This window comes from Pseudochelatococcus lubricantis (genome assembly GCF_042432495.1).
In the GTDB taxonomy this organism is placed as follows: Bacteria; Pseudomonadota; Alphaproteobacteria; order Rhizobiales; family Beijerinckiaceae; genus Pseudochelatococcus; species Pseudochelatococcus lubricantis.
The window spans coordinates 55,970-81,662 of the sequence record NZ_JBHLXC010000024.1 but is presented as its reverse complement, the minus strand read 5'-3'; the positions used below and the strand labels follow the sequence as shown (position 1 = coordinate 81,662).

The following is a 25,693-nucleotide window of genomic DNA, read 5'->3' as shown; positions in this document are numbered from 1 at the left end:
TACCCGGCGTTTCCGCAGCGACGCGGCACGATATTCATTACATAAAATCTATAAGTCAAGAAGACTTTTAGATGTTTCGTATCACTGGCGCCGGAGCGTTGATGTCACGTAACCGATTGTCAGAAAACTCATTTTAAGCGCAGACAACGAGCGGCGGCACGCTGTCGCGCTAACTAGGTGTGAGTACCATAATACCAAAAAAATATAAATTCCATAATTTTTATTGACATATAAAATCCCGTTCGCTACCCCATTGGGAATGGCAGGGCCCGGATCTACGTGGGGCGGACTATGTCTCAGGCCGCCCGTTCCTCCCGCCCTGTCCATCGGTGCTGCCGCGCCGGATGACCGCCGGCAGCAACGGCGGTCCGGATATCCGGCTGCTATCGGGCGTCCCGAATATTCTTGAGAATCCCGGAAGGACTTCCATGACCAATTTTCAGCAGGGCTGGGGTGCGGGGCCGAGCGCGCGCTACGATGAACTGGCGGCGCCGTTCAGACCCATTTTCGCGCGCATCCGCGAGAATGCGGTCGCGCGCGACCTTGAGCACCGGTTGCCGGAGGAGGAGCTGTCGTGGCTGCGCGCGGCGGGCTTCACCAAGCTGCGCCTGCCGCCGGAACTCGGCGGGCAGGGGGCTAGCCTGCCGGAACTCTTCGCCTTGCTGATCGAGCTTTCCGAAGCCGATCCCAACGTCACCAATTCGGTGCGCGCGCACTTCGGTTTCATCGAGGACGTCTTCAGCAGCGGCGACGAAGCCTGGCGCTCGCGGTGGCTGGAGCGTGTCGCGGCGGGGCAGACGGTTGGCAGCGGCCATTCCGAGATCGGTGCGACGGCCCTTGGCACGCAGTCCACGACGCTGCGGCGCGAAGGGGACGGGTGGATCATCGACGGCGAGAAGTATTACACTACGGGTTCGCTGTATGCGGACTGGGTGGGGGCGGCCGCTACCGACGAGGAGGGCGAGGTCCGTCTGGTGCTGGTGCCGACGACCGCGAAAGGGGTCACCATTCTTGATGACTGGGACGGTTTCGGCCAGTCGCTGACCGCCAGCGGCACGACACGCTTCGACAACGTCGCCCTCGATGCAGGTTCCGTCAAGCCGGGCGTGGATCGTTTCCCGTATGCAACCGGCTTCTACCAGCTGGTGCATCTTGCAACGCTCGCCGGCATCGCACGCGCCGCTTCCGTCGACGTTGCCCGTCATGTCTCCGGGCGCCAGCGCGTCTATGCGCGCGGCAACGGCTTTTCCGCCGCCGGCGATCCGCAGATCCTGCAGGTCGTGGGAAAGGTGCGCAACGCCGCCTACGCCGCCGCCGCCATCGCGCTCAAGGTGGCGGAAGCGCTGCAGCGCGCCCACGACGCCCAGTTCGACACGGAACTTGGCGAGGAAGCGCGCGCGCTGGCCTATGACCTTTCCGAACTGGAGGTCAACCAGTCGGTCTCGGTCGTGAGCGATCTCGTGCTCAATGCGACGACGGTTCTCTTCGACGCGCTCGGTGCATCCGCCGCCAAGCGCACCCATGGCCTCGACCGCCACTGGCGCAACGCGCGCACCATTTCCTCGCACAACCCGCGCATCTATCACGACCGCAATGCGGGGCAGTACGCCGTCACCGGCGTCATCGACCGGACGCGGCCGAGCGTGGGCATCCCGACGGAAGAGCAGAAGACGGCGTGAGCCCGCTCACGGAGTCACGAGGCGAAAGGACAGACGACCATGGGCCGTCGCGAACTGCATCTGAACATCAACATCCTGAATTCAGGCTTCTATGCCTCCGCATGGCGGGCGCCCGCGAGCGACCCGTCGGCGTTCGTCGACGTCAATCATTATGTCCGTAACGCACGCATCGCGGAGCGGGGCAAGTTCGACGCGGTCTTCCTCGCCGACACTCCCGTCTTCGCGGAGCGTCCGGAGTATCGCCCCTACCAGGCGCTGGAGCCGACGATCATCCTCGCCACGGTGGCTGCGCATACCCGGCACATCGGGCTCATCGGCACGGCCTCCACGTCCTTCAACGATCCCTACAACATCGCGCGCCGTTTCGCGACGCTCGATCTCGCCAGCAACGGCCGCGTGGGCTGGAACATCGTCACGACTGCCGATTCGGCGGCGGCGCGCAATTTCGGCCTCGACGGCGTCGTCGCCCATCGCGAACGATACGAGCGCGCCGCCGAATTTGCGGATGTGGTCGTCAAGCTATGGGATAGCTGGGAGGACGGCGCGCTGGTCGGCGACAAGGCCACCGGCCGCTTCGTCGATATCGGCCGCGTGCATCCGATCGACCACGAAGGCGCGCATTTCAAGGTACGCGGGCCCCTCAACGTGCCGCGCTCGCGACAGGGACGCCCGGTGCTGGTGCAGGCGGGTGGCTCCGGCGATGGTCGCGACCTCGCGGCGCGCCACGCCGAAGCCATCTTCTCCGTCGCCCGGACGCAGGAGGAGGGAATCGCCTTCGCCGCCGACGTCCGGGCGCGGGCCCGGAGCCTGGGGCGCACCGGCCCCATCGCGTTCCTGCCGGGCCTCAGCACGCTCATCGGCGCCACGGAGGAAGACGCGAGGCGGCGGGAGGAGGAACTCTGGGAACTGTTTCCCGTCGAATACGGCCTCGCGCGCATCGCCGGCCTGCTGCAGATCGATCCGGCGCGCCTGTCCTTCGATGCGCCTTTGCCGGACGACGTCGCTCCGCCGAAGGACGGCGGGCACACTTTCTCCGGCGCAACCATCGAACTCGCCCGGCGGGAGAAGCTGACCGTGCGGCAATTGCTGCGCAGGCTCGGCACGGGCACCGGCCATCGGCTGCTGGTGGGCACGCCGGAGACGATAGCCGACGACATCGAGGCGTGGTTCCTCTCCGGCGCCGCAGACGGTTTCAACCTGATGCCGGACGTGCTGCCCGAGGGGCTGGAGGTTTTCGTCGATCACGTCGTGCCCCTGTTGCAACGCAAGGGCATTTTCCGTACCGAATATCGCGGCGAGACCCTGCGCGATCATCTCGGGCTGCCGCGTCCGGCAAACGGATGGGAAACCGCGAGCGAAGCGGTGGAAGCATGAGAATCATCGCGGCCGTTAATATTTCTATATAATATATAGAATATATATTGACTTGGCCGGATAGCGCTTTCATGCTTGCAATGCATGCATCGGGATTTGGCGAGGTTTGACATGACGAGGGTTTCTTCTGCAGCGGTTGGGGATGAGGGCGGGAGCGGCGTGGCGTCGCTGCTCGCCGAACGTTACGGCGAGGCGCGTCCGGCCGACATCCTGTCGAACGCGGTGATCGGCCAGTTGCTGAACCACCGTTCCGTGCGCGCCTTCGTGCCCGACACGTTGCCGGAGAATGTCATCGAGACGCTCGTCGCCGCCGCGCAGTCGGCGTCGACCTCCTCCAACCTGCAGGTCTGGAGCGTCGTTGCGGTCGAGAACCCCGCGCACAAGGCGGAACTCGCAGCACTCGCCGGCGATCAGGATTTCATCCGCCAGGCGCCGCTGTTTCTGGTCTGGCTCGCGGACCTGTCGCGCGTGCGCGCGCTCGGTGAGGCTCATGAAGTGACGGTCGAGGGCACGGAATTCCTCGAATCCCTGGTACTCGGCGTCGTGGACGCGACGCTGGCGGCACAGAATGCCGTCGTGGCGCTCGAATCGCTGGGGCTGGGCTCGGTCTACGTCGGCGCGATCCGCAACCGGCCGCTTGAGGTGGCGGAAAGCCTCAAGCTGCCGCCTTACGTCTTCCCGGTATTCGGCCTCGCCATCGGCTATCCGGACCCGCAACGGCCCGCCTCCGTCAAACCGAGGCTGCCGCAGGCGGCGGTGCTGCACCGCGAGACCTACGACGCCTCGCGTCAGCCGCAGGCGGTCGAGACCTACGACAGGGTGCTCGATGCATTCTGGAAGGGGCAGGCACAGGAGCATCCGTCGTGGTCGCAGCACGTGCTGTCACGCCTCGGGCGGGCGCAGGCGCTCAAGGGGCGCGACAGGTTGTTCGCACTCGCCCGTGCGCTTGGCTTTCCGCTGCGCTGACGATCCGCGCCATCTTCACATTCCGCCGAGAAAGTCAATGTCGAGCCATCCGTATTCCCAGCGCGTCGTCATCATCGGAGGAGGGTTCGCGGGCGCCGCGACCGCGATCAAGCTCATCGACGCCGCTGCTGTTCCCCTTCGCCTGACCATCGTCGACCCGGCCGCCGACATCGGCCGCGGCATCGCCTACAGCACGCCCGACCCCGACCATGTCGTCAACGGTGTCGCCCAGTTGTTCGGCCTGTTCCCGGAGGATCCGGACCATCTGGTGCGCTGGCTCGCGGAGCGGGCGGCGCGGGGCGGCTGGCAGGCGCCCGGCGGCAACTTCCCGAAAAGTTCGCCGCCGCGCTGGCTCTATGGCGACTATGTCAACGACACGTTCCGCCAGGCCGTGGCGCGCGGCGAGGGTAGGGTGGCGTTCGAGCATGTCCGTGAGCGCGCGGTCGATCTTGACGCAGGGGCGGACGGCGTGTCCGTCCGGCTGGCGTCGGGCAGGCAACTCCCGGCGGACAGGGTAATCCTCGCCACGGGGCTCTATCCGCGCCGCAGCCCGGTGACGGCGCCCGAGGGTGTCCGCGCGGAGCAGTATTATGTCGATGACCTGTGGAAGGACGGCATCGACCCGTCCATTTTCCGCAAGCGTCACGTGCTGCTGCTCGGGTCGAGCCTGACCATGCTCGATTCGCTGATCACGCTGGAAAAGGGCGGTTTCCGCGGCCACTATACCATCGTATCGCGCCGTGGCCTGATCGTCCAGCCCCGGCGCGACGTGACGCCGCTGGAGAATGGGCTTGCAGACGTTGCCGTGCCGGCGACGGCGCTTGGCGCCCTGCGCATCGCCCAGCGCCTGCGCCGCACCATCGCCGCGCAAGGCGACGACTGGCAGCGGCTGGCGCCGACGCTGCGGGCGCATCTGCCGGTGTTCTGGACCGGGCTGAGCACGCGCGAGCGACTGCGTTTCGTCCGACATCTGCGCAGCTACTGGGATATCTCCCTGCACCGCGCCGCCGCCGCTTCCCATGCCTTCCTCGCGCGGGTGGAGGCGCAGGGGCGCGTCACACGGCTCGGCGCGCGGGTCCTCGGTCTCGAAATCCGCCCCGGCGAAGGGGTGGCGGTTTCGCTGCGGCGCCGCGGCGAGCAGGAGCCCGCGACGCTGCATGCCGACGCGGTGATCAATAGCGCCGGGCATGAGTTCGACTGGACGCGCATCGACGATCCGCTGGTCGCCAGCCTTCTGGCGAAAGGATTCGTGCGTCCGCACGCCACGCGCTACGGCATCGATGCCGATCCGGAGGCGCTCTCCGCCATCGGGCGCGACGGTGCACCGTCACCGGTGTTGTCCGCTGTCGGCCATCCGCTGCGCGGGGTCTCGTGGGAATCGAGCGCCATCCGTGAGCAGCTTGAGGAGGCCATCCAGCTCTCGCGGGTGCTTTTCGCCGCCCGTCCCGAAGAGACGCAGCGGCGTGCGGCAGCCGGCTGAGCCCGGTTCGCCGTCTGGCCGCAGCGTGTCTCCAGCCGGCCGAAGCATGGATTCCCACAGCCCCATGGCGACCGGGTATTCTTGTGGGCGCGAATATTCATAATAATATATTCTCTATATACTATATTATATTCAACCAATGAACGGAGAATCCCGATGAGTACCACGTCGTCTTCCGCCACCCCGCTGAATTTCTTCTGGTTCATTCCCACCCACGGCGACGGCCGTTATCTGGGGTCGGAGCAGTACAGCCGGCGGCCGGAGTTCGGCTACTTCAAGCAGGTCGCCATTGCGGTCGACCAGCTCGGCTTCAACGGGGTGCTGCTGCCCACCGGCCAGAGCTGCGAGGATTCCTGGATCACCGCGGCGGGCCTCGCCACGGTGACGGAGAGGCTGAAGTTCCTTGTCGCGTTGCGCCCTGGCGTTACCTCGCCTGCTTTCGCCGCGCGTCAGACCGTGGCGCTCGACCGGCTGAGCGGCGGCAGGCTGCTGCTCAATGTCGTGGTGGGCGGCAACCCTGTCGAGCTTGCCGGCGATGGCATCCACCTTGGCCATGACGAGCGCTACCGGCAGGGGCGCGAATTTCTCGACATCTGGACGCGCCTCGTTACCGGCGAAACCGTGAATTTCGACGGCGAATACTACAAGGTCGCGGGTGCGCGCATCGATTTTCCGCCCGCCCAGTCGCCGCGCCCGCCGCTCTATTTCGGCGGCTCGTCCGAAGCGGGGCAGGAGCTGGCCGCGTCTTCGACCGATCTTTACCTGACATGGGGCGAGCCTGTGGCGCAGGTGGCGGAAAAGCTCGCTTCCGTGCGCCGTAAGGCTGCCGCGAAGGGGCGCAATATCCGTTTCGGCTTGCGCATCCATTTCATCGTCCGCGAGACGGAAGAGGAAGCCTGGCGCGCGGCGGACCGGCTGATCAGCAACATCACCGACGAGCAGATCGAGCGTACCTACCGGCGCTTTGTGGAAGAGATGGATTCGGAAGGACAGCGCCGGCAGGCCGCCCTGCACGGCGGGCGGCGCGACCGGCTCGTTGTCGCGCCCAACCTGTGGGCGGGCGTCGGCCTCGTGCGCACGGGCGTGGGCACGGCGCTTGTCGGCACGCCGGACCAGATCGCGGAGCGGCTGCGGGAATATCGGGCGGTCGGTATCGATACGATCGTCGGGTCCGGCTATCCGCATCTTGAGGAAGCCTACCGGGTGGCCGAACTCCTGTTCCCGCAGCTCGGCATCGCGGCGGACAGGCAGGGCTTGCGGGCCGGCGTCGCCAACGAATTCGCGGTGGGCCAATACGGCGGCTCGAAGACTGCCATCCCGGCGTGAAACGGGCCGTCTACCCCCTGCAAGAGACGACGGCGGGCCCTCCTCTCGCCATTTCTGCGTTTCAACGAAACGCAGAAATGGCCCAGAATCATGGTCGATCATCCAGTTGCAAGAATTATACATAGAACATTTGAAATATTTGTATTTCTAGAAAAGCCACGGAAGCGCTTGCCACATGGATATCTGTCTTTTATAATTATGGTACGGTTAAAAATTTTCCGTATTGTTCTGATGTATATAGATTAATTATTATTTTAATTTCGGGAAGAATATGAAAGATACACAATATAAAAGGTTCTATTCGGGGGATTTTCGAGATTATAACTTGCGCGAAAGGGGAGGTAGTCAAGATTTGAAGGGTACACTGTCGGCGCCGTCTGGATGGAGAGCACGGACGCCCGATACAACGGCGGTGCGCAATGCGACCGCGACCAATCAGACGCTTCTTTCACAGCGCAAGGTCCAGGTCTCCGAGCACGCTCACGTGCGTATTCTTGACGATGCAAGGCTTTTGCCAGGCGGGTTGCATCAACCGAAACATGACAAGCGCCTTCCCTATTATTCGGAGCGCTACGTCGCGGCTCCCGGCAAGTTTAATGGAAAGGCTTATTTTGACGGCGGGTCCAGCGAGAAGGACCGCATCGTATGCCGCCATCTGGCCACACGGTTCATTTCGGAAGCGCGCACCGCCGCCAAGCTGTTGCCGCATCAGCTCTTTGGAAGCAAGGAACTTATAGCCAGAAACGTCAGACGCGACATCGAAGTCGAATACGAGAGAATGACGGAGAAGGCGTCCGAAAAGCATATTGTCAGTAATGATAGATTCGGACTCCACCTTTCGAGCTTTTTCCGCAGCATGCAGTCAGGCGAGAAGAAGCATTTTCTGGTTCTTTCCGACGATCACGTCATGGCGCTCGAACTGCACAGGAAGCCCGGCAAGGCCGGAGAGCGTGACGGGTATGTCGTGCGATTTTTCGACCCCAACAGGACGGATGTCAAAGTTCGCTGCCAGCTTGATAATCCGGCCGGTTTTGAAAACACTCAATATGCGCTGCGTCATTTTCTCGGTGACAGTTACTATAAGGCTTATTTCCGTGCCAATGAGAAGGAAGTAATTCTGTTCGATTGCATGGATACAACGGGGATGCAACAGCCCAGGTTTGTGACGGTTGAAGCGGAGTCGAAGCATGGCGTTTCCGAAATGCTGCTTCATCAACTGCTCAGATATGGTGGCGATCAGGCAGCCTTCGATACCGTCCGGCAGAGAATGGAAGCCATTCCCGACGCCGCAGAGCGTCACCGCCTGCTGGAGGCCAAGGATGCAGATGGTGTCCCGGGGCTCTACATGGCGTTACAAAATAATCGTGCTATCGCGATCGATGCCTTCGGAGCACTGCTGAAGGCGCTCGACTCCACGCCGAAAGAGCGCAAGGCTTTTCTGCCCGGTTTGTTGGCGGCCAGGCGGGCGGACGGTGTACCGGGACTCAATGTAGCTTTGCAGTACAATCAGGCTGCTGCGATTACTGCCTTCGGCGCGTTGCTGAAGTCGCTCGATTTAAAGCCTGAAGAGCGCGCCGCCATTCTACCTGACCTCCTGAAAGCCGGGTGTCCGAGAGAGAATGTTCCGGGACTTCACAAGGCATTGCAATATAATCAGGTTGCGGCGATTGATGCCTTCGGGGGATTGCTGAGAGGGCTCAATCTGACCGAGAAAGAGCGGGATGCTTTTCTTCTAGAACTGCTGGAATCCAAGGATATATACAGTGTCCCGGGTCCCTGCACCGCATTTTACAATAACAAAGCCTCTGCGCTCGAAGCCTATGGGGCGTTGCTGAACATGCTGTCCTCCGCTCAGGCTAGCGCGATGCTGGATACGCTGCGAGCCGGGCGCCTGATTTGCGAGATAGTACACAAGGCGGATGAAAGAACGAAAGATGCTTATTGCAAGCTGGAGAGACAGCTCCAGCTTCAGGCGGAAAAACAGCCAGCCTGAAGCCGTCAAGTAACGGATGAATCGGTCGGCGCATTCCAATTTCGACCGAATTTCAATGAATCGCAAATAAATTTTTATTATATCACAGGAGATTTTTATATTATTACTGATTTAATGAATAATTTATTATTTTTATATGTGCTAAAATATAAATATAATTAGGAGGGTAAGTGAGAGATATACATGTCAATTACTGTCGTGCAAGCGATAGTCGAGACTATTACTTGCGCGACGACGCGGGCGGTCAGACTTCTCGAAGCATGCTGCCCGCGGTCCCGGCGCATCGCCTTGGTTGGCGGGCATAAGTGAAGGATTGAGGCGGTGAAAAGCAGCGCAGATTTGCACGATGACGACGGACAACCCGTTGTCGAAACAGAGGAATACGCGGCACCCCCGCCCCCTAAGCAGTATGTGCGGGCGAAGCTCGATACCGTGTGGGACGTTCGGAAAGAGCTTGCGAAGCTCTACCGCGAAGCTCGCCGCAACGACATTGACGTTGGCGATGCAAGCCGCTTGGCGAACATCCTTGTGATGATGGCGCGGATCATGGCGGACAGCGAGCTTGAAGCGCGCATCGAAGCCTAGGAACAGCGGGGGCGGCATTGATGGCACGCATCGGACTTGCCGCACGCATCGCCAAGCTTGAGGCGAGGCGGGCGAAAAAGCGAACGGCGAATCGCGTCGTGTTCGTAGACCCGGCGACGTTCGAAGCCAAGGGCTTCCCATGTAGGGGCAGGGTTATGGTCGTGGTGGACTACGGCACCAATGCCGAATGGGAAGTCGCTTTGACGGTGCAGCAACGGGCCTTGATTGGCGCGGCGCGGTCATAGCGCGCCTTTAGTTTATTTCCGCTTCATCGTTGGCAAAGCGCAAGAGCACTTCAATGCACAGTGTCCCAGCATCGGCCGATTTTTTAGCTCGTTCCATAAGGTAATAGTCGAATGCCATCATCGGAGTAGTCGTCTTGCCTCGCGCTGCAATCATCTCGGCGGCCTGTACAATGCGAAGCAACTCCGAAATGTCGAGCAAGTGCGGGAAGCCGCCAGTTGCCCGCATGAAATCGTGTATGAACTCGACGCCAAAGGCGGCATGATCTTCTACAAGTTCCAAATCGGGGACTAGAACGATTGCATGGGCAGGCTTTTCCCGCTTGACGGTTAGCGTATCACCACTCGGACTTGTCACCGGAACGCCGGACTTAAGCGCCCGCATCGCACCCCGCAATTGGGCGAATGCTTTGCCAATATGAGCGGAAATGTCGCGCTTTAACTTCGCCCTTTCGGGCAGGCGTTCCCGCGCTAGTATCGAAAGGGTTTTCGATTCAATCAGTGCCGCGCCGAACTCATGGCTTAGCAGTATATCGGTCAATTCGCGCGTTCCAGCGCCCTTGGGAATTTGCGGGCTGTGATATGTGCCCGAAGGCTGAAGGTTATCAGTAAGCCAGACGCCCAATTGCTCTTGCTGATTGCCTTCGTCGCCGTCGAACAGGTTAATCAGACTGGCTGACGCGCTCGCTGTGATAAAGTGGTTTTTGACTGCTTTCCAATCGGACCTTCCGCCAACCTCCAAAGCCAACCATTCATCGTCGCTTGCGCCGGATTGGTGAAGTCGGTCCATCATCGGGCGAACCGCCGTCGTTAATGTCGCATAGTCAACGCTGCCTAGCGTCGCGCTTTCCGTCCATGCGGCGAGGCGTTCCAAAGTGCCCGACGTAGCCAAGTCGTTCCAAGCGACATTCACGGCAAGCTCGTTAAAAAGAAATGCTACCAACGGTTGGCCGCCCGCCAAGCCGCGAATGCCATTCAATTCCTGTTCGCGTTCCACAACTGACCACAAGATGCCGCCCTGATCGCCGTCATCACAGACCTTCAACGCGCACAGCAGGCGGCCGCCAAACATGGCAAAGGCAAGCTGTATACGCGCGCCTAACACCACATATTTCAATAAAAGGGTGCTGCCCTTGATAAGCAGGGTTGGTTCAAAACCGTCGCGGCCCCGGCCGTATTCGAAACGGACCAACTGCGGAACAGCCAAAAACTCGGAACGGTTGTGTGACGATAACCAGTGCATTGGCTGATTGCGTTCTAAGCGTGTCGCCCCTACCTACCCATAGCCTGCCCGCTATCAATGACTTCTTAGCGAAATGCCGCTAACCTATTGATTTTATTGGCGCACCGCACCGGGTGAAGATGATAGTTATGTTTACGCCATAGCCCTCTAAATTCGCCTTCGTCGAAGGGCCTTAAACCCTTTGAAATTGTAGAAGATTCTTGCACGCCCATCGCCAAAGCGGCTTCGTCGGCCTGCATCAACGGCTCAGCTGCGAGATCGGGTCGCCGCGCAGGCCGGGTGTCAAGGCCAGCGAACGATGTGACGGATTCATCGCTACGCCTAGGGCGGCTTGATACAAAGCCAGAATGTACGATTGACGTAAATCGTCACAGCCTGCTATCTTATCTGTATGATTCTGAGCTTCCGCGACAAACGGACCCAAGCCTTCGCCGATGGCACGTTCGTCAGGGAGTTTCAGGGTTTCGACCGGCAGGCGTGGAAGCGCCTTGAAATTCTGGAGGCCGCGACGAGCCTCGACGATTTGCGCGGCTTGCCGAGCAACCGTCTGGAGGCGCTTCGCGGCGACAGGCGCGGCCAATACAGCATCCGCATCAATTCCCAATGGCGGATTTGCTTCGAGTGGCCGCAGGGCGCTGCCGGGCCATCGGAGGTCGAGATTGTAGATTATCACTAGATGAGGCGAGAAAGCTATGGCACGGCCCCCCATCCATCCCGGCGAAATCCTCGCCGATGAATTGCAGGAGATCGGCGTGACGCCAACCGAGCTGGCGCGCCAGATAAACGTGCCCGCCAACCGGGTAACGCAGATCATTCACGGCCGGCGCGGCATCACCGGAGACACCGCTTTGCGCCTCGGCCACTGGTTCGGCAACACCGCACAGTTCTGGCTCAACCTCCAAAGCGCCTTTGACATCCGTGTCGCGCAGGAGAAGGCCGGTCGCGAGATCGCCGGGCTGCCCATCCGGCCCGAAGCGGCGGGCGCGAACGCGCCATAAAACCCATAAGGCGGGGGTTCGGGGGGGAAGAAATGGAAGAGATCAAGGTCGAAGTCAGGCCCGATTTTCTGGAACGGCAGGCGAAGGCTCAGCCGATCCAGGCTCTGGCCGAATTGATCTGGAATGGACTCGACGCCGATGCGACCGCCGTCAATGTCGAGATCGAAAATGACGCTCTTGGCGGCATGTCCAAAATCGTCGTGACCGACAACGGGCACGGCATGCCGCGCGCCGATGCTCCGCAGCTTTTTCAGAACTTGGGCGGCTCCTGGAAACGGCAGCGGCTCGGCACGCTCAGCCTTAACCGCATGCTTCACGGCCAGGAAGGCAGAGGTCGCTTCAAGGCTTTTGCGCTCGGAAACGTCGTTGACTGGAAAGTCGTCTATGACAACGGCGGCACGCTATCCCGCTACGATATAGCCGTGCTTGAACGTGAGATCGAGCGCGTCCGCATTTCCGACGAACAGCCCGCACCCGGCGCGGCGCGAGGCGTGACGGTTGTCATTTCAGAACTAAAAAGACAATTCTCGTCGCTCAAGCCCGAGAACGCTGTCCAAGAGCTGTCGGAAATTTTCGCTATCTACCTCAAGGACTACCGCGACGTTAGCATTGCTATCGGCAGCGAAAGGATCGACCCAAACCTTGCCATCGCCGGCACATGGGAATTTGATCTGACACCTATTCTCGACGAGCAAGACACACCGCACAGCGTCGTTCTCGAAGTCATCGAATGGCGCAGGCAGACCCGCCGCACCTTGTATCTATGTAGTGAGCAGGGATTTCCTCTCTCGCAGGTTGAGACTCGCTTTCACGTCGGGGATTTCCATTTTTCCGCTTACCTGAAATCCAGCTTCATTCGCGACCTGCACCGCGACGGCCGGCTGGACCTCGCCGAAATGGTTCCTGCCCTAGCGAATGCCATCGAAGAAGCCCGCGACAAGATCAAGGAACTGTTTCGGTCGCGCGCGGCAGAGCGGGCGCGGATAGTCGTCGATCAGTGGAAGGAAAAGAAAATCTATCCCTACGAAGGGGATGCCGCCACGCCGCTCGAAACGGCAGAGCGCCAGATTTTCGACATCGTGGCTGTCACCGTCCAGGATGCATCGCCCGATTTTCGCGAGACGCCTCCCAAACAAGCCGCCCTGCATCTGCGGTTGCTACGCCACGCTATTGAGCGAAGTCCCACCGAGTTACAGCGCATTCTCGATGAGGTCCTGAAGCTGCCTAAACGCAAGCAGAAGGAGCTTGCGGACCTTCTCGACGAAACCGACCTTTCTGGCATCATCAGTGCGGCGACGCTGGTTGCCGATCGCCTCAAATTCCTGGAGGCGCTGCGCTTCATCCTGTTCGACTATGAGGCTCGCCAAAAACTCCGGGAACGCTCGCAGCTTCACAAAATTTTGGAGCAGAACACCTGGGTATTTGGCGAAGAGTACAATCTATGGGCCAGCGACAAGGACCTCACCACAGTTCTGAAAGCGCATCGGGAGAAGCTTGATCCGGACCTAGTGATTGATGACCCCGTGAAGGTCATTAACAAGACACGCGGTATCGTCGATCTCATGCTATCCCGTGCGCAGCGTCGCCACCGTCACAACGACCTGGAACACCTAGTCATTGAGCTGAAGGCTCCCAGGGTGACGATCACCGCCACCCACTTGATGCAGATCGAGGGATACGCCCTCGCGGTCGAGGAAGACCCGCGCTTCAATCGCGTCGAGGGTCTGCGCTGGCACTTCTGGCTCGTCTCCGATGAATACAACAAGGAGGTGGAGGCCCGCATACGCAACGGCCCGGACCCGCAGCGGCGTCTGATCCAGAAGGGCGCGCGCGTGTCGGTCGGCGTGAAGACATGGGGAGAAATCCTGGAAGAGAACAACGCCCGCCTCCAGTTCGTAAAAGAGAAGCTGGAGCATCGCGTCGATGATGGACAGGCGCTAGCGTATTTGCAGGAGCGTCACCGGGAGTTCCTGGAGGGAATCCTGATCGAGGGCGAGGACGACGGTAACGCCGCACCCGGTGCAGACGCGAAGGAACCGGCGACAACCGAGGCGGGTGACGCATGAACGCCGTCGAGATCGAGAAAGCCGCCACGGCGCTGGCTGGCCAGGCGTTTGAGCCCGCCGTATCCGCCCCAGCGCGGAAGGCTTCATTGAAATCGATGATGAGGCTGCAAGCGAGAACCTAGGCAGCGAGAGTAAAGGAACAGCGAGTATATTAGGGTTGGGGCGGGGAGACATGACATTTGCCTATTGGAGGAAGTGCGACTTCCAGGTGCACACGCCGCGTGATCCGAACTGGACGGGGCCACGTCCAATTGGTCAAGGCGAGGAGCTGGCCGGAACCGGCGGGAAGGCAACAGTACAAGATGTTGACGCGGCGCGCGCGGCATGGGCCAAGGGCTTTGTGAACCACTGCCTCACCAAAGTGCTGGAAGTGGTCGCGCTTACGGACCATCATGAAATGATCATGGTTCCTTATGTGCAGCAGGAAATCGCTGCCCGAAAGATGGCCGATCCCAATTTTGATCTATGGCTCTTTCCAGGGATGGAGCTTACGGCAAGCGGCGGCAGGCAGTGCCTGATCATCTTCGATGCCGATCTGTCGGAAGATTGGCGAAAGCAGGCACAGGGCAAGCTCGGGATAGTCTATGCTGATCTTGACGAGAAGAGCTCGAAAGGTCCGACTGTCACACAGCTAACCAGCAACTACGCCGACATTGGGGGCTTGCTCGATGAGCTGGATGGATTGCGGGGTAGATATATCGTCCTGCCGAATGTCTCGCAAGGGAACAGCCACACAGTCCTGACGGACGGTGCACACGCTGATTTTCGCCGCATGCCTTATGTAGGCGGCTATCTTGATTGCGGCCAAACCATCAAAACGCTTGGAACCAAGAATCAGCGTCGCTTGTCAGGCGAAGACAAGAATTGGTCGGTGCGCGAAATCTATCCGCTCCCGACGTCCGATAGCCGTTCGTCTGATTATGCCACGCTTGGCCAGAACAATGCCTGGGTCAAACTTGCTGCCCCCACCGCTGAAGCCATCCGACAGGCGTTCCTTGGGCACCGTTCCCGCGTCAGCATCGAGGAACCGAAGCTCCCTTCGCTCGTCATCGCCAGCATTGAGGTTGAAGGTTCCGCCATACTTCAACACACGGCGCTCCCGCTCAGCCCCGAACTCAATGCTGTAATCGGTGGGCGTGGCAGCGGCAAAAGCTCTTTCCTTGAGTACATTTCGTTCGGCCTTGGCCGGAGTTGTTACGACGTTCCCCGCGACCACTATTCCGGCACTCAGAGGCTTCACGACCTTGCCAACGATACGCTTATGACGAAGAGCGGGCGTGTAACCCTCACGATCGTACAGGACAGGGCGACATTCAAGATTGTACGCAGCCAGGCTACCGCGTATCAGCCGCAGATTACTTATCCGAACGGTTCCACCCAAACGATTACGGTCAAAGAGCTGCGGGCACTGTTCCCCGCTGTCGTGTACAGTCAGGGCGAACTCGCGGAGATCGGCAAACAAGCGGGGCAGAGGACCCAGCTTTCCGACCTACTTCAATTCGTCAATCCGGACTACAAGCGAGAAGACGACCGGTTGGCGGCGGACATCGAGTCCGCAAAAAGCAAGATCAAGGCAGCCATTCAGGCCCTTGTCGAGAATTGGGCGCAGCAATCCAGATTGCGCAAGCTGACCACAACCCGTGATTCCGTCAGGCAACGTGTCGAAGCCCTAGAAAAAACGCTTCCCACGCTTTCCGAAGACGATCAGGCCATTGTCAGCCGCTTCGACAAAGCCAACGACTTCGAGTCCAAGAGGCTTCTCGCGTCAAAGCACGCCAACCAAATTGTTGACGACCTCGACTCTTCCGCATCCGAACTGCTGAACCAGCGCGACCTGACGGGCGACGCAGAGGGTGCTGACGCCATTCGGCAACATTACGTCGCACTCTACAAATCGTTCGCTGGCGGAATCGAAAAACTGCTGAAGGAGTTAAAGGAGAAACGAGCAGTTCTAGCTACGGCAGAGGCAGAGTGGGCTACAGGGTTCAAGGAAGCGCGAACGGCGCGTGACCGCGTGCTTGAGAAACTCGGCGCGCACAAGACCGTCACCAGTCAAATCATCAAGCTCCGTGAGGAGATCACCGACCTCACCAATCAAATAGGCACTCTGGAAGCAAAGCTGAAAGCGGACGGCGACCCCGCTTCCGGATTAACCCAGGCGCTTGCCAACCTCCGGCAAATTCACGACCGACGAGCCGAGCGCACGCAGCAATGGGCGAGCGAGATTGAAAAGCTTTCGAGTGGAAAGATAAAAGCTGCGGTCGACATTGCGGGCGATACCTCCGACATCAAGGATGCGGTGGACCTTATAGCAGCCAAGACAGGTTCACAGGAGGCTACCCGCCTCAGGGCTCTCGAAGAGGCGCTGGCATCGGGGTCGGTTTGGGACGTTCTTGATCGTCTCCGGACAGATTGCTTGTCGCTGCTCTATTGGCGGCAGATGGGTGCGGCGAGCGGAGAGCAGCAGCCAGCATGCGCCGAACTGTTGAAGATTCTCGGTGATACCGAGCGTATCCGGGCCGCGGTCACGGAACGCATGGACACGTCGCGTGTTGAAGCTATCGCGGCAGCAGTACCCCGCCCGGAAATAGCGCTGTCCTATTGCGACGGAATGCGCGAAATCTCATTCGAGAAAGCGTCCGAAGGTCAGAGGGCGGCAGCCCTTCTGTTTATGCTTCTTGAGCAGCCGGGCGGACCTCTGATCATTGACCAACCCGAAGGCGACTTGGACAACAGAATCATTGCCGATCTCACCGACCAGCTTCACACCGCAAAGCAGAACCGCCAACTCATCTTTGCCAGCCACAACGCAAACATCGTGGTCAATGGCTCCTCCGAACTGGTCGGTCATCTTGATGTAAAGGACACCGGCGAGCGTCAGTTCGAGTGCGCTGGGGCGATTGATGCGCCGCTGATTTGCAAGGTGATCACCTCGACAATGGAGGGTGGCGAAAAGGCGTTCAAGGATCGTCAGAATAAGTATGGATATTAGCGTGAATCGGCTGCATTCGCTGTGAGCACAGCACGAACGAACAACAATGCGGAGAAACGGTGGGACATCAATATCATACCGAGTTCGTAATCCGATAAAAATCTCAATATACGATCTATCGCAAGAAAATCATCCGCACAGTCTGTGACTGTGACGGCCAATGCTATTCCGTCGCCGGTCGAGAATCGAGTATATTTCGTGGGAACCAAGCTTGGGAAACCTACGCCGTGCGCCGCTACCATCGCAAGGACTGGCTGAAGTTCCGAGAAGAGGTCATCGAACTCGACGGCGGAGCTTGTGTGCGCTGCGGCAGTAGCCGCCGGCAAGGGGCGATCCTACAAGTTCACCACAAGGAATATCTGTCCGGAAAGTTGCCGTGGGAATATCCCTACGAACTGTGCGAGACGTTGTGTAGGGGGTGCCATGCCGGTGAACATGGGATCGTGCAGCCCTTCACGGGGTGGGAGTGTGTCGGTTACGACGATTTGGGCGAGCCCTCGGGCGAGTGCGAGCTATGCGGCACGTCTATCCGTCACGTTTTCTTTGTCCGACATGCCAAGTGGCCCTCACTTGAGGTTGGTGAAATCTGCTGCGACCATCTGACAGATACGACACTTGCCAGCAACCACATGGACTCTGTTCGCCGTTTCGAGGCGCGATAGCAGCGCTTCATTCGATCCACGCGCTGGAAGTCTGGTGATGACGGTACGTTTCGTATTCACCAGAAGGGCGCGGATTTGATAGTTGAACCCGCAGGTGACGAGTTCAGGCTACGCGTTAACAATGTTCGCGGGAAGAAAAACTTTTCAAGTGTGACAGACGCAAAGCTGCTCGCTTTTGAACTGCTCGAAAATGGAGAGCTCGACACGTTCCTCAGGAGGCTAGCGGAAACAATGCAGCGCGCGCCCATGAGGCGCGCATGATCGCTGAATTAATCACGCGATCTAGACCTTGCGTTGGTAGCAGCGAGCTTCCTTTTTCGATTTGCCGAATGGTAGGGCATTCATGACAAACACGTCAAAATTGGTAGAACGCCCTATATATTTGAAAATAAAAGAGAAACGAACATATTTTGTGCGGTAATCGGCGGAATGTGGCGCGCCGCGCCGGGTGATGATGAGAGCTACAGCTACGCCATAGCCCTCCTATAAGTCGCACTCAAATCGCGCTGACCTTTCCCAAAGCTTTATCAATTTTTGAAATCACTCCTGCAGTCACGCTTGAATAAATAGAAGTGGCACTAATCAAAAACCTACGGTAGTATTCACTGAGGCCATTAAAAACTGGACTGCAATTCGGCGTAGCGTGATTCTACCATAGAGAAAACGAACGGGCGGTGTTCTTATTGAACGTCGAAAATACCGAAGAAGCCAGAATAAGAGTTGAATTTTCTAAGCTAGCAGAGCTTCGTTTTTGAATGCCGTAAGTGACAATGATATCCATATAAATGGGGGGGTAAATGGGGGTTCTTCCTAACTGTAAGGATCCGGCGCTCAGCGCGCTCAAAACGATCGGATATAATGTCGTACAGCTGCCTCGGGTCGACTTGCACCCAACGCAATTGCTGGTTTCAGACAATAAACGGCTGAAGCGATTAGGCGATTTGACCTCGGTGTTCGTACCTGCGACCGACGGTCCTGCGATTCCGGCGATCAGCGCTGACCGGTCTGGGCCCAGTATCGCTATCACTAAAACTGCGTCGCTGGACGTTGGCGTTGGCCTCAATATCCTTGGCGGGTTGATCTCGGCGCTCGGCGGTTCGACGCTTGGACTTAGCCTTTCCTATGCCAAGGCGGCGAAGATGGAGATGGAATATGGCGGAACACTCGAGAATGCCGCCGAACTGGCACTGATAGATCAGTTCCTTGCCTCCGCCAAGGTTAGTCCCTTTGCGCGAGCTGCCGCGGAGATGCTCGAGGCCGACCAGGTCTATGTGGTCACCAGCACCTTGAAGGCGGCATCGCTCAATGTGGCGGCTACTGATGAAAAGAAGAATGCGGTCGGCATCAACGTGCCGGTGCTCTCCAACGCTGTCGGCGGCAATCTCAAGGTGTCGTCCACCGGAACGGGCAGTACGGCGGTCAAGTTCGAGGGCAAGATTCCGCTCGTCTTTGCATTTCAAGCAGTTCGCCTGATCTTCGAGAAGGGTGTGTACCGGTCAATGAAGCTCGTTGACGGTGGTGGGGTTGTTGCCGAGGCGGTAGCCGGCGACCCACTGATGGCCGACTGCGAACTTCTCCTGTCCGTCTAAGGAGAGGACGCGATGGATGAGCAGCGAGCGAAGACCTTCGCAGGGATACTTGCGTTGAGTGAGATGGTGGGCGGCCCGCGCGCCGAATGCCTGTCGATGACGGAGGGCGCGGCCGCCCCCTCCGCACCAGATACAATCCTTGATCGGGTGACAATGCAGCTCGAAATGCTCGCTCAAGGTTCAGAAGGTGGCGGCGCAGAGCCTCCGGCAACTGCGGAATCCTGCGGCGACGAAGAATTCAAGCGCGAGAAGGCGCTCGGTCTATTGCTTACGCATGCCGAGCCGGCGCTCCAGAAGGTCAAGTCCGGAAACTTCGCGCTCAGTTTGGACGAGCTGTGTGCAATGGAGGCGATTATCATCGCTGATGGTAGTCGCCCAAGTTTTGTGCTGCGCGGATCGCGGGTCGCCATGGACGATCCCTTCATTGGCGGCTGGGAAGGGCCGCTCGTCGCGTCCCGGGACGCGATCGAGAAGGTTGCGGCCGCCGTGGGCCGCATCCAGCCCGCGGGTGGCAACGCAAGCTATTATATCGGCAGCGGCACGCTAATCGATCGTGCCGACCGGCTCGTTCTTACCAATTACCACGTCGTTGATCAGGCGCGCAGGTTGCATGGTGTGGCCATGCGCGAAGATGGCAGTCGCCTCATCGTCGAGGGCAACCTGGAGATTGATTTTGCGGGCGAAACGGGCGCATTCGATACTAAGCGCTTCCGGATAGCGGAGGTGCGGCTTCCGGTGGGCGCCGGGGCGGTGTTCTCCGGCGTCGATGCCGCCGTTTGCCGGCTCGAGCCGCTCGACGAGGGCGTTATCCTGCCCGATGCAGTCTCGCCGCTCAGCCCGAGCTCAGAATATGCGACAGGAGAAGTGACCTCATTGGCGTTGATTGGATTTCCGGGAGAGCCGGCGAAGAATAAGGGCGATAAGGTCGACTGGAATTTCGTCGTGAGTGAACTCTTCCGCAGGCGATTCGGAATCAAGCGCCTTGCGCCGGGGCGGTTTCGGCATGGTCTCGGCACGCATCCCGAGGACATCGGCAAGCGGGCGATAGGACATGATGCAACAACGTTCGGTGGAGCGTCGGGCGCGCTGGTTGTAGCTTGGCTCGATGATGGCGCGCCCGGTTTCGCGCTCCATTTTGGGGGCGAGACCGTGGAGTCCAACTATGCCCTGTCTTTCGCTAAGGCACGGGCGACACTGGAGCCGCTGGGGGTGCCTTTTGGCTGACGGTGACGACCAGTCTTTCGATCCGGCTGTCTATCTCGCGGGATGGACGAAGTTGCCACTTGATGATTTCAAGGCCTGCTACAAATCGACCTATCCGCGTGACAGTGCGCGCTCTTGGGAGGAACTGGTCGCGGGCGGGGGAGCGTCGATGATCCGGGCCGCCTGTCTGGAGGCGGCGTCGTTCGGCTTTCTCGACCGGCTCGCTGATGTCATCGGCAAGTGGGAAGCGGACGCGGGGCGCGACGCCGCGGAAATCGCCACCATGTTGCCGCTGACGAGTGGCGGCGGCATCATGCAGGCGATCATCAATCGGGCTACGGGCTTCCTTGATCCGAAGTCTTTGCTCGCAGTCTATCACGCATATGACGCCTGCGCCATGGTTGTGGGACCGCAGGGGTTCCGGGGGACCGCTTTCCTGGTCCGCCCGGACATGGTGCTGACCGCCGCTCATGTCGTCCTCGACTGCGCGGTAAAGGACGATGCGCGGACATGGGCCGACCATATTTTCGAGGACTTGATCTTCAGTTTCAGGCCGCGTGATGGGACGTCGACGACCAATCGCGTTCAGGTACGCGCGGCGGCCAAGGATGCTATGGTCGCGTTTTCCAAACCTTGGGGTCAATGGCCGAACCTGCTCAATCTCAGCCTTGCTTCCCCGCCCGAGCCCACGCTCGATTATGCGCTCATCAGGCTGGCGCAGCGTGTCGAGCATGTAAAACCGGTTGTCGTAGATCCGCCCGCAGGCGTAGAGGCACAACGCAGATGCTGGACAACGGGCTATCCCGGCGGCAACGCGGGCGTCGTCGACATCGATGTTGTGGTCAACGCCAATGCGGGAGGAGGGCGTTGGCTGCACAAGGCGAACGCTGTTCAGGGCATGTCAGGCGCCTGTTGCATCAACGATCTAGGCAAATTGGCCGGCATCCATGAAGGCTGCGTCAATCTGCCGGTCGGAGGCAAGAACGAGCCATTCAATCGCGGTATCAGCATCGCCGCCATCCGTAACCATCAGAAAAGTCCCCCCGGCCGCGACCCGATGCTGTCGCGGGTCGTGGTTCAGGGTATCGAGTTCGAGGATGCAGAGATGGTCGGTGAGCTTTATCGCGCCGGCCAGCGGCTCGCCGATCCGGCGTTCGCGGCGAACTGGGATAGTGCCGTCCGCGCGGTTTTGGGTGGAGCCGACCCGTCGCTCACCGCCAGTCTTCCAGCCTTCCACCCCTGGTTCAGCCGCGACCGGTTCGAGGACTGGATCCGGCGATCGGCGCCGCGCGAGCGGCTCTGCTTCGTCAGCGGCGAGCGCGGCGCGGGTGCGAGCTTCTGCAAACAGATCCTGAAGGCAAGGCTTGATCCGTCCGGGATCGACTATATCGAGATCAATCCCACCCAGGTCGCGGCCTTCTCGCCGCGAGAGGCTATCCCAGCGGCAGCCGCCGCCACGCCGTCGCCGAGCCGGACCAGCGCGGCCGATTTCCGCTATAACGACGCCAATGACTTGATCGCGCAGCTGCGTGGTGGCGGCCAATATATCGCAGGCCCAAGGACGATCGCGATCGATTTTGGCTCGGAGGGCGGACCCGACCGGCTGATCGGCACGAGCTGGCAGGAGTTTATCCTTCGCCTTTTGTCAGAGGAGGCGGTCAGGCTGGTACTGATCGGCTTGACGCGCGACGAGCAGTCTGTGCTTCACGATATATTGCTCGACAACCCGGCGACCGAGGACATCCTGGCGGTGCCGATCCAGCTTGCGCATGTTACGGCCGACGAGTTCGAGATCTATGCCGGCGCTCTCGCTGACGCGCGCGGCATGCGTCTCAAGACAGCGGATTTGCGCAAGCGGATCGAACCGATCCTCGGGCCCCATCCCTATGAGCCTCCGGTCAATGCCGCGCTACGGACTGCATTCTTCGCGCTGGCGGCGATCACGCTAGAAGCGGAGTTAGAGTCATGAAAATGAAGGCCTCCGGAGGGATCAACCTAAAGGCGCTGTTCGCTTCGGCGCGCGAGCAGTCGTCGGTTTCCGAGACGAGCGACGGAACCCTACCGCTTGTGCGCTTGTGTCTCGCCGTGCGTGGCTGGGTCGAGCCGACGGGCTTGGCGCGTGAGCTTGCCGGAGACGGTGCGGCCAAGGCAATCGCTGCGCTCGCCAGCGAGGTCGAGACCGCGGCCGCGACGCGTGCCGGACAATGGTTCATGAATGTCGAGGCGCGCCGCCAAGCGATCGCGGGCGCGGCCGGAAGCGATCTCGTACGCGCGCTTTCCGTTCACACCGGGTCTGACGGGCAGGATATGATCCTGCGAGCCGCAAGGCTCGCGCTCGACGAGAAGCCGGTTGACCTCGCGGCTCTTTCCGACGGAGCGCTGCGCGCGCTCGCCAATGTCCGGGACTGGGTCGGCGATCGATGGCGCCAATCCTTCGACCGGGAGGAAATTAATGCCACCCTTGCCAGCAAGGTGCTGGACCGGGACCTAGCGCGGATGACCTCGCTGCCGCTGGTGGGCGTGGTCCACAAACAGGTTCTTGAAAAGCTGAGGCGGTTCGCGTCGGAAAAGAACGTTGCAGGGCTGCGGGCCGTCTATGTCCATGCGACCGGAGGTGGCGGCAAGACGACCCTGCTCGCCTTCCTGCAACGCGCCCTCCTGGCGAAGCCGGGCGTCGTCGCCTTCGCCCGGATCGATTTCGACGAGCCGGGGATCGATGCTGCGCGGATGATCACGCTCAACTTGGCGCTGTTCGAACAGCTTGCGAGCAGCCTGCCGCAGATACGCGATCACATAGGCTCTTTCCTTCCGCAGCTTCGCGGCGCAGCGTCGGCGCTGAGGATTTCCGATTATGCGTCCCAGTTGCCGCTCGCCGGATGGTCGTCGCATGAGCGCGGGCGAGGATCCCTCATGGGGCAGCGCCAAGTATCGGAAAGCGTGTCCGACCAGGCGTCGATTCTCTATGGGCTGCTCGCGCCCGAAAACCTCGATGGGCCGCTGGTGCTGGTCCTCGATACCGCCGAACTGGTGATGGAAGGCTCCGTCCGAGCCGCGGTGGGAATCGCCGACTGGCTCGAGTTTCTGAGCGCCGAGGTCCAAGCGCGAGATATCCGACTCATCGTCGCCGGGCGCGATCCGCCGCCCGAACAGAGTTTATCCCCGAGCGATGCGCCAAACCTCCTCACGCGTCTCACACAGATCGGGGTCACGTTCAATCCTCCCGAGGCTTTGCCTGAACTCAATCCTGCAGAATCCGCCGAGTTGCTGCTCAATTGCGGGCTGTCCGACCCGCGCCTGCGGCAGGCAGCGGCCGAGGCAGTGCCGGGCAACCCGCTTCTGCTGCGGATCACGGCCGACGCCTTGCAGCAGGGCGATTCCAAACTGTCGAATGAGGTTCACGAGGCGCACGCAAAAGCGCGTGTCGATCACCAGAGCGCGCGGACCTATCTCATGCGCCGCGTGATCGCGCACGTGTCCGACCCGCTTGTCCGGCCCTATATAATTTCGGCCATGGCGAGCCCGATCCTGACGTCGGCTATGCTCGGCGCGGTGATTATCCCCTTGGTCGACAGCGACGGCGTCAATTCCGCGGTCAAAAGCCAGCCCACCTTCAGCAGTACGCCGGTCGAGGAGAAGGCCGATGCTGGGGCTAGGCGTATTGGCAGGCGAAGGCTGCATCGGATCTATGCCGGGATCGAGCGAACGACTTGGCTGGGCAGGAGTTCGCCCGATGGGCGGTGCTTCACATTCAATCGGGACCTGAGGCGTTTCGTCATGACCCTCGTCGCTGCGGTGCCAGAAGATCGCGCGCTTCATGAACGCACGCATGAGGCTCTGCTCGCCTATCATGCGCGCCGCCGCGATCCGCTCGATTGGGCGCTGGCCTTTTTCCATCGCAGTGTCCTCGGTCGCGAAGCCACGCTTCCGCGTGGGAACAAGGCGCTCACGATCTTGCGTGCTCTGGTCGACCAGTTCCCAGAGGATATTGCGGACGTTGTGGTGTCCGAGATTGACGCGTTGCTGCTTTCGCGCCAGCGCACGTCGATGCAGGAGCGCGCCCTCGCTGAACCATCGGGCGACCATGATGGTCCGACCGAGGTCATGAAATGGCTGGAGGGCGCGGTAACGCCAACCGCATTCGAAACCGTGCAGGTTGTTTCCAGCGACCCGCGAACAGGTGACAGGGACTGGCGTTTCCACCTCGAAGGCCGTCTGGGGAAGCCGGGACAGGGCGACCAGTTGGTCGGAGACGACCGGGCGGCCGAGGCCCTGGCGATGTATCGCGAGCGGCCGACACGCGAACCGGGCTTGCCGCCGACCTTCGTGATCCAGGCGCTGGCGGATCTGGGCCAGTGGGACGGCGGTGACGTCGATGTCCAGGCCATCGTTACGGAGGTTTTGCATACCCTCTCGCCGCGTAACGTCAACGCCGGGATCGAACGCGCCTACTGGCTAACCCGCTACGCCCTGCAGCGTGACCCTGGCAAGCTGTTGCCTGCGCATGTCGAACTGCTCAATAAGTGCGTCAACTATCTCAAGGGGCCTGGGCTTGCGACGTTTCCCCCGCTGCTGGCGGTGGTGGAAGCTCTATCCGGCGAGAGGATTTTGCCTTCCCGGATGATTACCAGCGTTCAGGGGAATGAGGGCGAGGGCCGCATCTATCTGGCGCGACGGCAAAGGATGAGCCGCGAACTTGCGGCGGGTCTGTTCGCGGTCACCCAGCATGACTGGCTCAATCGCGTCCTCCAGACTCGTGCTCTGCCGAATGCGGATGCCCTTGCGGGCATTCAGCGGCAGCTCAACGACTTGCACGGGCAGCCGATCGCGATGGTCAATCAGCAATTCCTCCGGTTCCGCCAAGCCTTCGACGTCCAGTGGAATGGTGACGACATGCCCGCCGGCGTCCTTTTGCTGCGCGGCATGACGGCCGAGTTCCTGCGTCCCCTGCGCGAAATGCTTGCGGGTGTCGCGGCAGAGAAGGGCGTGGAGACGCTGCGCCCGTCCATCGACCGGACGATTGCTGCGATGACGATCCGTCCGGCGGAGATGGAACCGGCCGTTTTCCATGAACGGCTCGCGGCGAATCCGCGAGCCTGGCTCAGCGCCTTCATCAGTTATGCCGATCGCTCGCGCCTACTGCCGATCTTCTGCGAGGATATCGCGGCCATCTTCGGCAATACGGGCGATGCCGGCAGCAACCCTGCGCGCGTCGCGCGATCCTTTCTCGCTTGGGACAAGGCTCTAGGCGGACCCAGTGATTGGCGATTGATCAGATAGTGAATTGAAGCAATCAAG

General features: G+C 60.3%; 18 protein-coding genes. 17 read left to right on the top strand and 1 reads right to left on the bottom strand.

From position 1 onward, the window contains the following. Positions 1–428 precede the first annotated feature (428 nt). The 8 genes from ACFFJ7_RS19560 (at position 429) to ACFFJ7_RS19525 (ending at position 9,648) form a co-directional block, all read left to right on the top strand. Positions 429–1,679, top strand: a complete 1,251-nt coding sequence (locus ACFFJ7_RS19560; RefSeq protein ID WP_166955204.1) for an acyl-CoA dehydrogenase family protein — start codon at positions 429–431, stop codon at positions 1,677–1,679. A gap of 39 nt (positions 1,680–1,718) precedes the next feature. Next, the gene (locus tag ACFFJ7_RS19555) at positions 1,719–3,053 is read left to right on the top strand and encodes an LLM class flavin-dependent oxidoreductase (protein ID WP_377594663.1); all 1,335 of its coding nucleotides are present in this window, start codon (positions 1,719–1,721) and stop codon (positions 3,051–3,053) included. A gap of 111 nt (positions 3,054–3,164) precedes the next feature. Beyond that, a complete protein-coding gene (locus tag ACFFJ7_RS19550; RefSeq protein WP_377594661.1) occupies positions 3,165–4,019 on the top strand; it encodes an NADPH-dependent oxidoreductase in 855 nt (284 codons plus the stop codon). A 37-nt stretch (positions 4,020–4,056) separates the two neighbouring features. After that, a complete protein-coding gene (locus ACFFJ7_RS19545; protein WP_377594659.1) occupies positions 4,057–5,499 on the top strand; it encodes an FAD/NAD(P)-binding protein in 1,443 nt (480 codons plus the stop codon). Between the two features lie 156 nt (positions 5,500–5,655). Further along, positions 5,656–6,825, top strand: a complete 1,170-nt coding sequence (gene ssuD / locus ACFFJ7_RS19540) for an FMNH2-dependent alkanesulfonate monooxygenase (RefSeq protein ID WP_377594657.1) — start codon at positions 5,656–5,658, stop codon at positions 6,823–6,825. A 271-nt stretch (positions 6,826–7,096) separates the two neighbouring features. Next, the gene (locus tag ACFFJ7_RS19535; protein WP_377594655.1) at positions 7,097–8,818 is read left to right on the top strand and encodes a ShET2/EspL2 family type III secretion system effector toxin; all 1,722 of its coding nucleotides are present in this window, start codon (positions 7,097–7,099) and stop codon (positions 8,816–8,818) included. 321 nt (positions 8,819–9,139) lie between these two features. Then, a complete protein-coding gene (locus ACFFJ7_RS19530) occupies positions 9,140–9,403 on the top strand; it encodes a hypothetical protein (protein WP_377594653.1) in 264 nt (87 codons plus the stop codon). 20 nt (positions 9,404–9,423) lie between these two features. Then, on the top strand, positions 9,424–9,648 hold the full coding sequence (locus ACFFJ7_RS19525) for a hypothetical protein (protein ID WP_377594651.1): 225 nt from the start codon (positions 9,424–9,426) through the stop codon (positions 9,646–9,648). A gap of 7 nt (positions 9,649–9,655) precedes the next feature. Here ACFFJ7_RS19525 and ACFFJ7_RS19520 read toward each other — a convergent pair whose 3' ends face one another. Then, a complete protein-coding gene (locus ACFFJ7_RS19520; protein ID WP_377594649.1) occupies positions 9,656–10,888 on the bottom strand; it encodes a hypothetical protein in 1,233 nt (410 codons plus the stop codon). 391 nt (positions 10,889–11,279) lie between these two features. On the opposite strand from ACFFJ7_RS19520, the gene ACFFJ7_RS19515 reads away from it, so the two are divergent. From ACFFJ7_RS19515 to ACFFJ7_RS19475, 9 genes are all read left to right on the top strand, one after another. After that, positions 11,280–11,564, top strand: coding sequence for a type II toxin-antitoxin system RelE/ParE family toxin (locus ACFFJ7_RS19515; protein ID WP_377594647.1), 285 nt, complete (start codon positions 11,280–11,282; stop codon positions 11,562–11,564). Positions 11,565–11,580: 16 nt separating this feature from the next. Beyond that, positions 11,581–11,886: a HigA family addiction module antitoxin gene (locus ACFFJ7_RS19510; protein WP_377594645.1), complete on the top strand. Its 306-nt coding sequence runs from the start codon at positions 11,581–11,583 to the stop codon at positions 11,884–11,886. Between the two features lie 32 nt (positions 11,887–11,918). Further along, entirely contained in the window at positions 11,919–13,952 is a 2,034-nt protein-coding gene (locus ACFFJ7_RS19505; RefSeq protein ID WP_377594642.1) for an ATP-binding protein, read from the top strand. 172 nt (positions 13,953–14,124) lie between these two features. Then, a complete protein-coding gene (locus ACFFJ7_RS19500) occupies positions 14,125–16,944 on the top strand; it encodes a TrlF family AAA-like ATPase (RefSeq protein WP_377594640.1) in 2,820 nt (939 codons plus the stop codon). Between the two features lie 227 nt (positions 16,945–17,171). Continuing rightward, on the top strand, positions 17,172–17,606 hold the full coding sequence (locus ACFFJ7_RS19495) for an HNH endonuclease (RefSeq protein WP_377594638.1): 435 nt from the start codon (positions 17,172–17,174) through the stop codon (positions 17,604–17,606). 797 nt (positions 17,607–18,403) lie between these two features. Continuing rightward, positions 18,404–19,195 (top strand): gasdermin, encoded by a 792-nt coding sequence (locus ACFFJ7_RS19490; RefSeq protein ID WP_377594636.1) that lies wholly within the window; start codon positions 18,404–18,406, stop codon positions 19,193–19,195. Positions 19,196–19,207: 12 nt separating this feature from the next. Next, positions 19,208–20,419, top strand: a complete 1,212-nt coding sequence (locus tag ACFFJ7_RS19485; protein WP_377594634.1) for a trypsin-like serine peptidase — start codon at positions 19,208–19,210, stop codon at positions 20,417–20,419. Continuing rightward, on the top strand, positions 20,412–22,367 hold the full coding sequence (locus tag ACFFJ7_RS19480; RefSeq protein ID WP_377594632.1) for a trypsin-like serine peptidase: 1,956 nt from the start codon (positions 20,412–20,414) through the stop codon (positions 22,365–22,367). The genes ACFFJ7_RS19485 and ACFFJ7_RS19480 overlap by 8 nt, the downstream gene beginning before the upstream one ends. Then, positions 22,364–25,675, top strand: a complete 3,312-nt coding sequence (locus ACFFJ7_RS19475) for a hypothetical protein (RefSeq protein WP_377594630.1) — start codon at positions 22,364–22,366, stop codon at positions 25,673–25,675. Before ACFFJ7_RS19480 ends, ACFFJ7_RS19475 begins: the two co-directional genes overlap by 4 nt. The last annotated feature ends 18 nt before the right edge of the window (positions 25,676–25,693 follow it).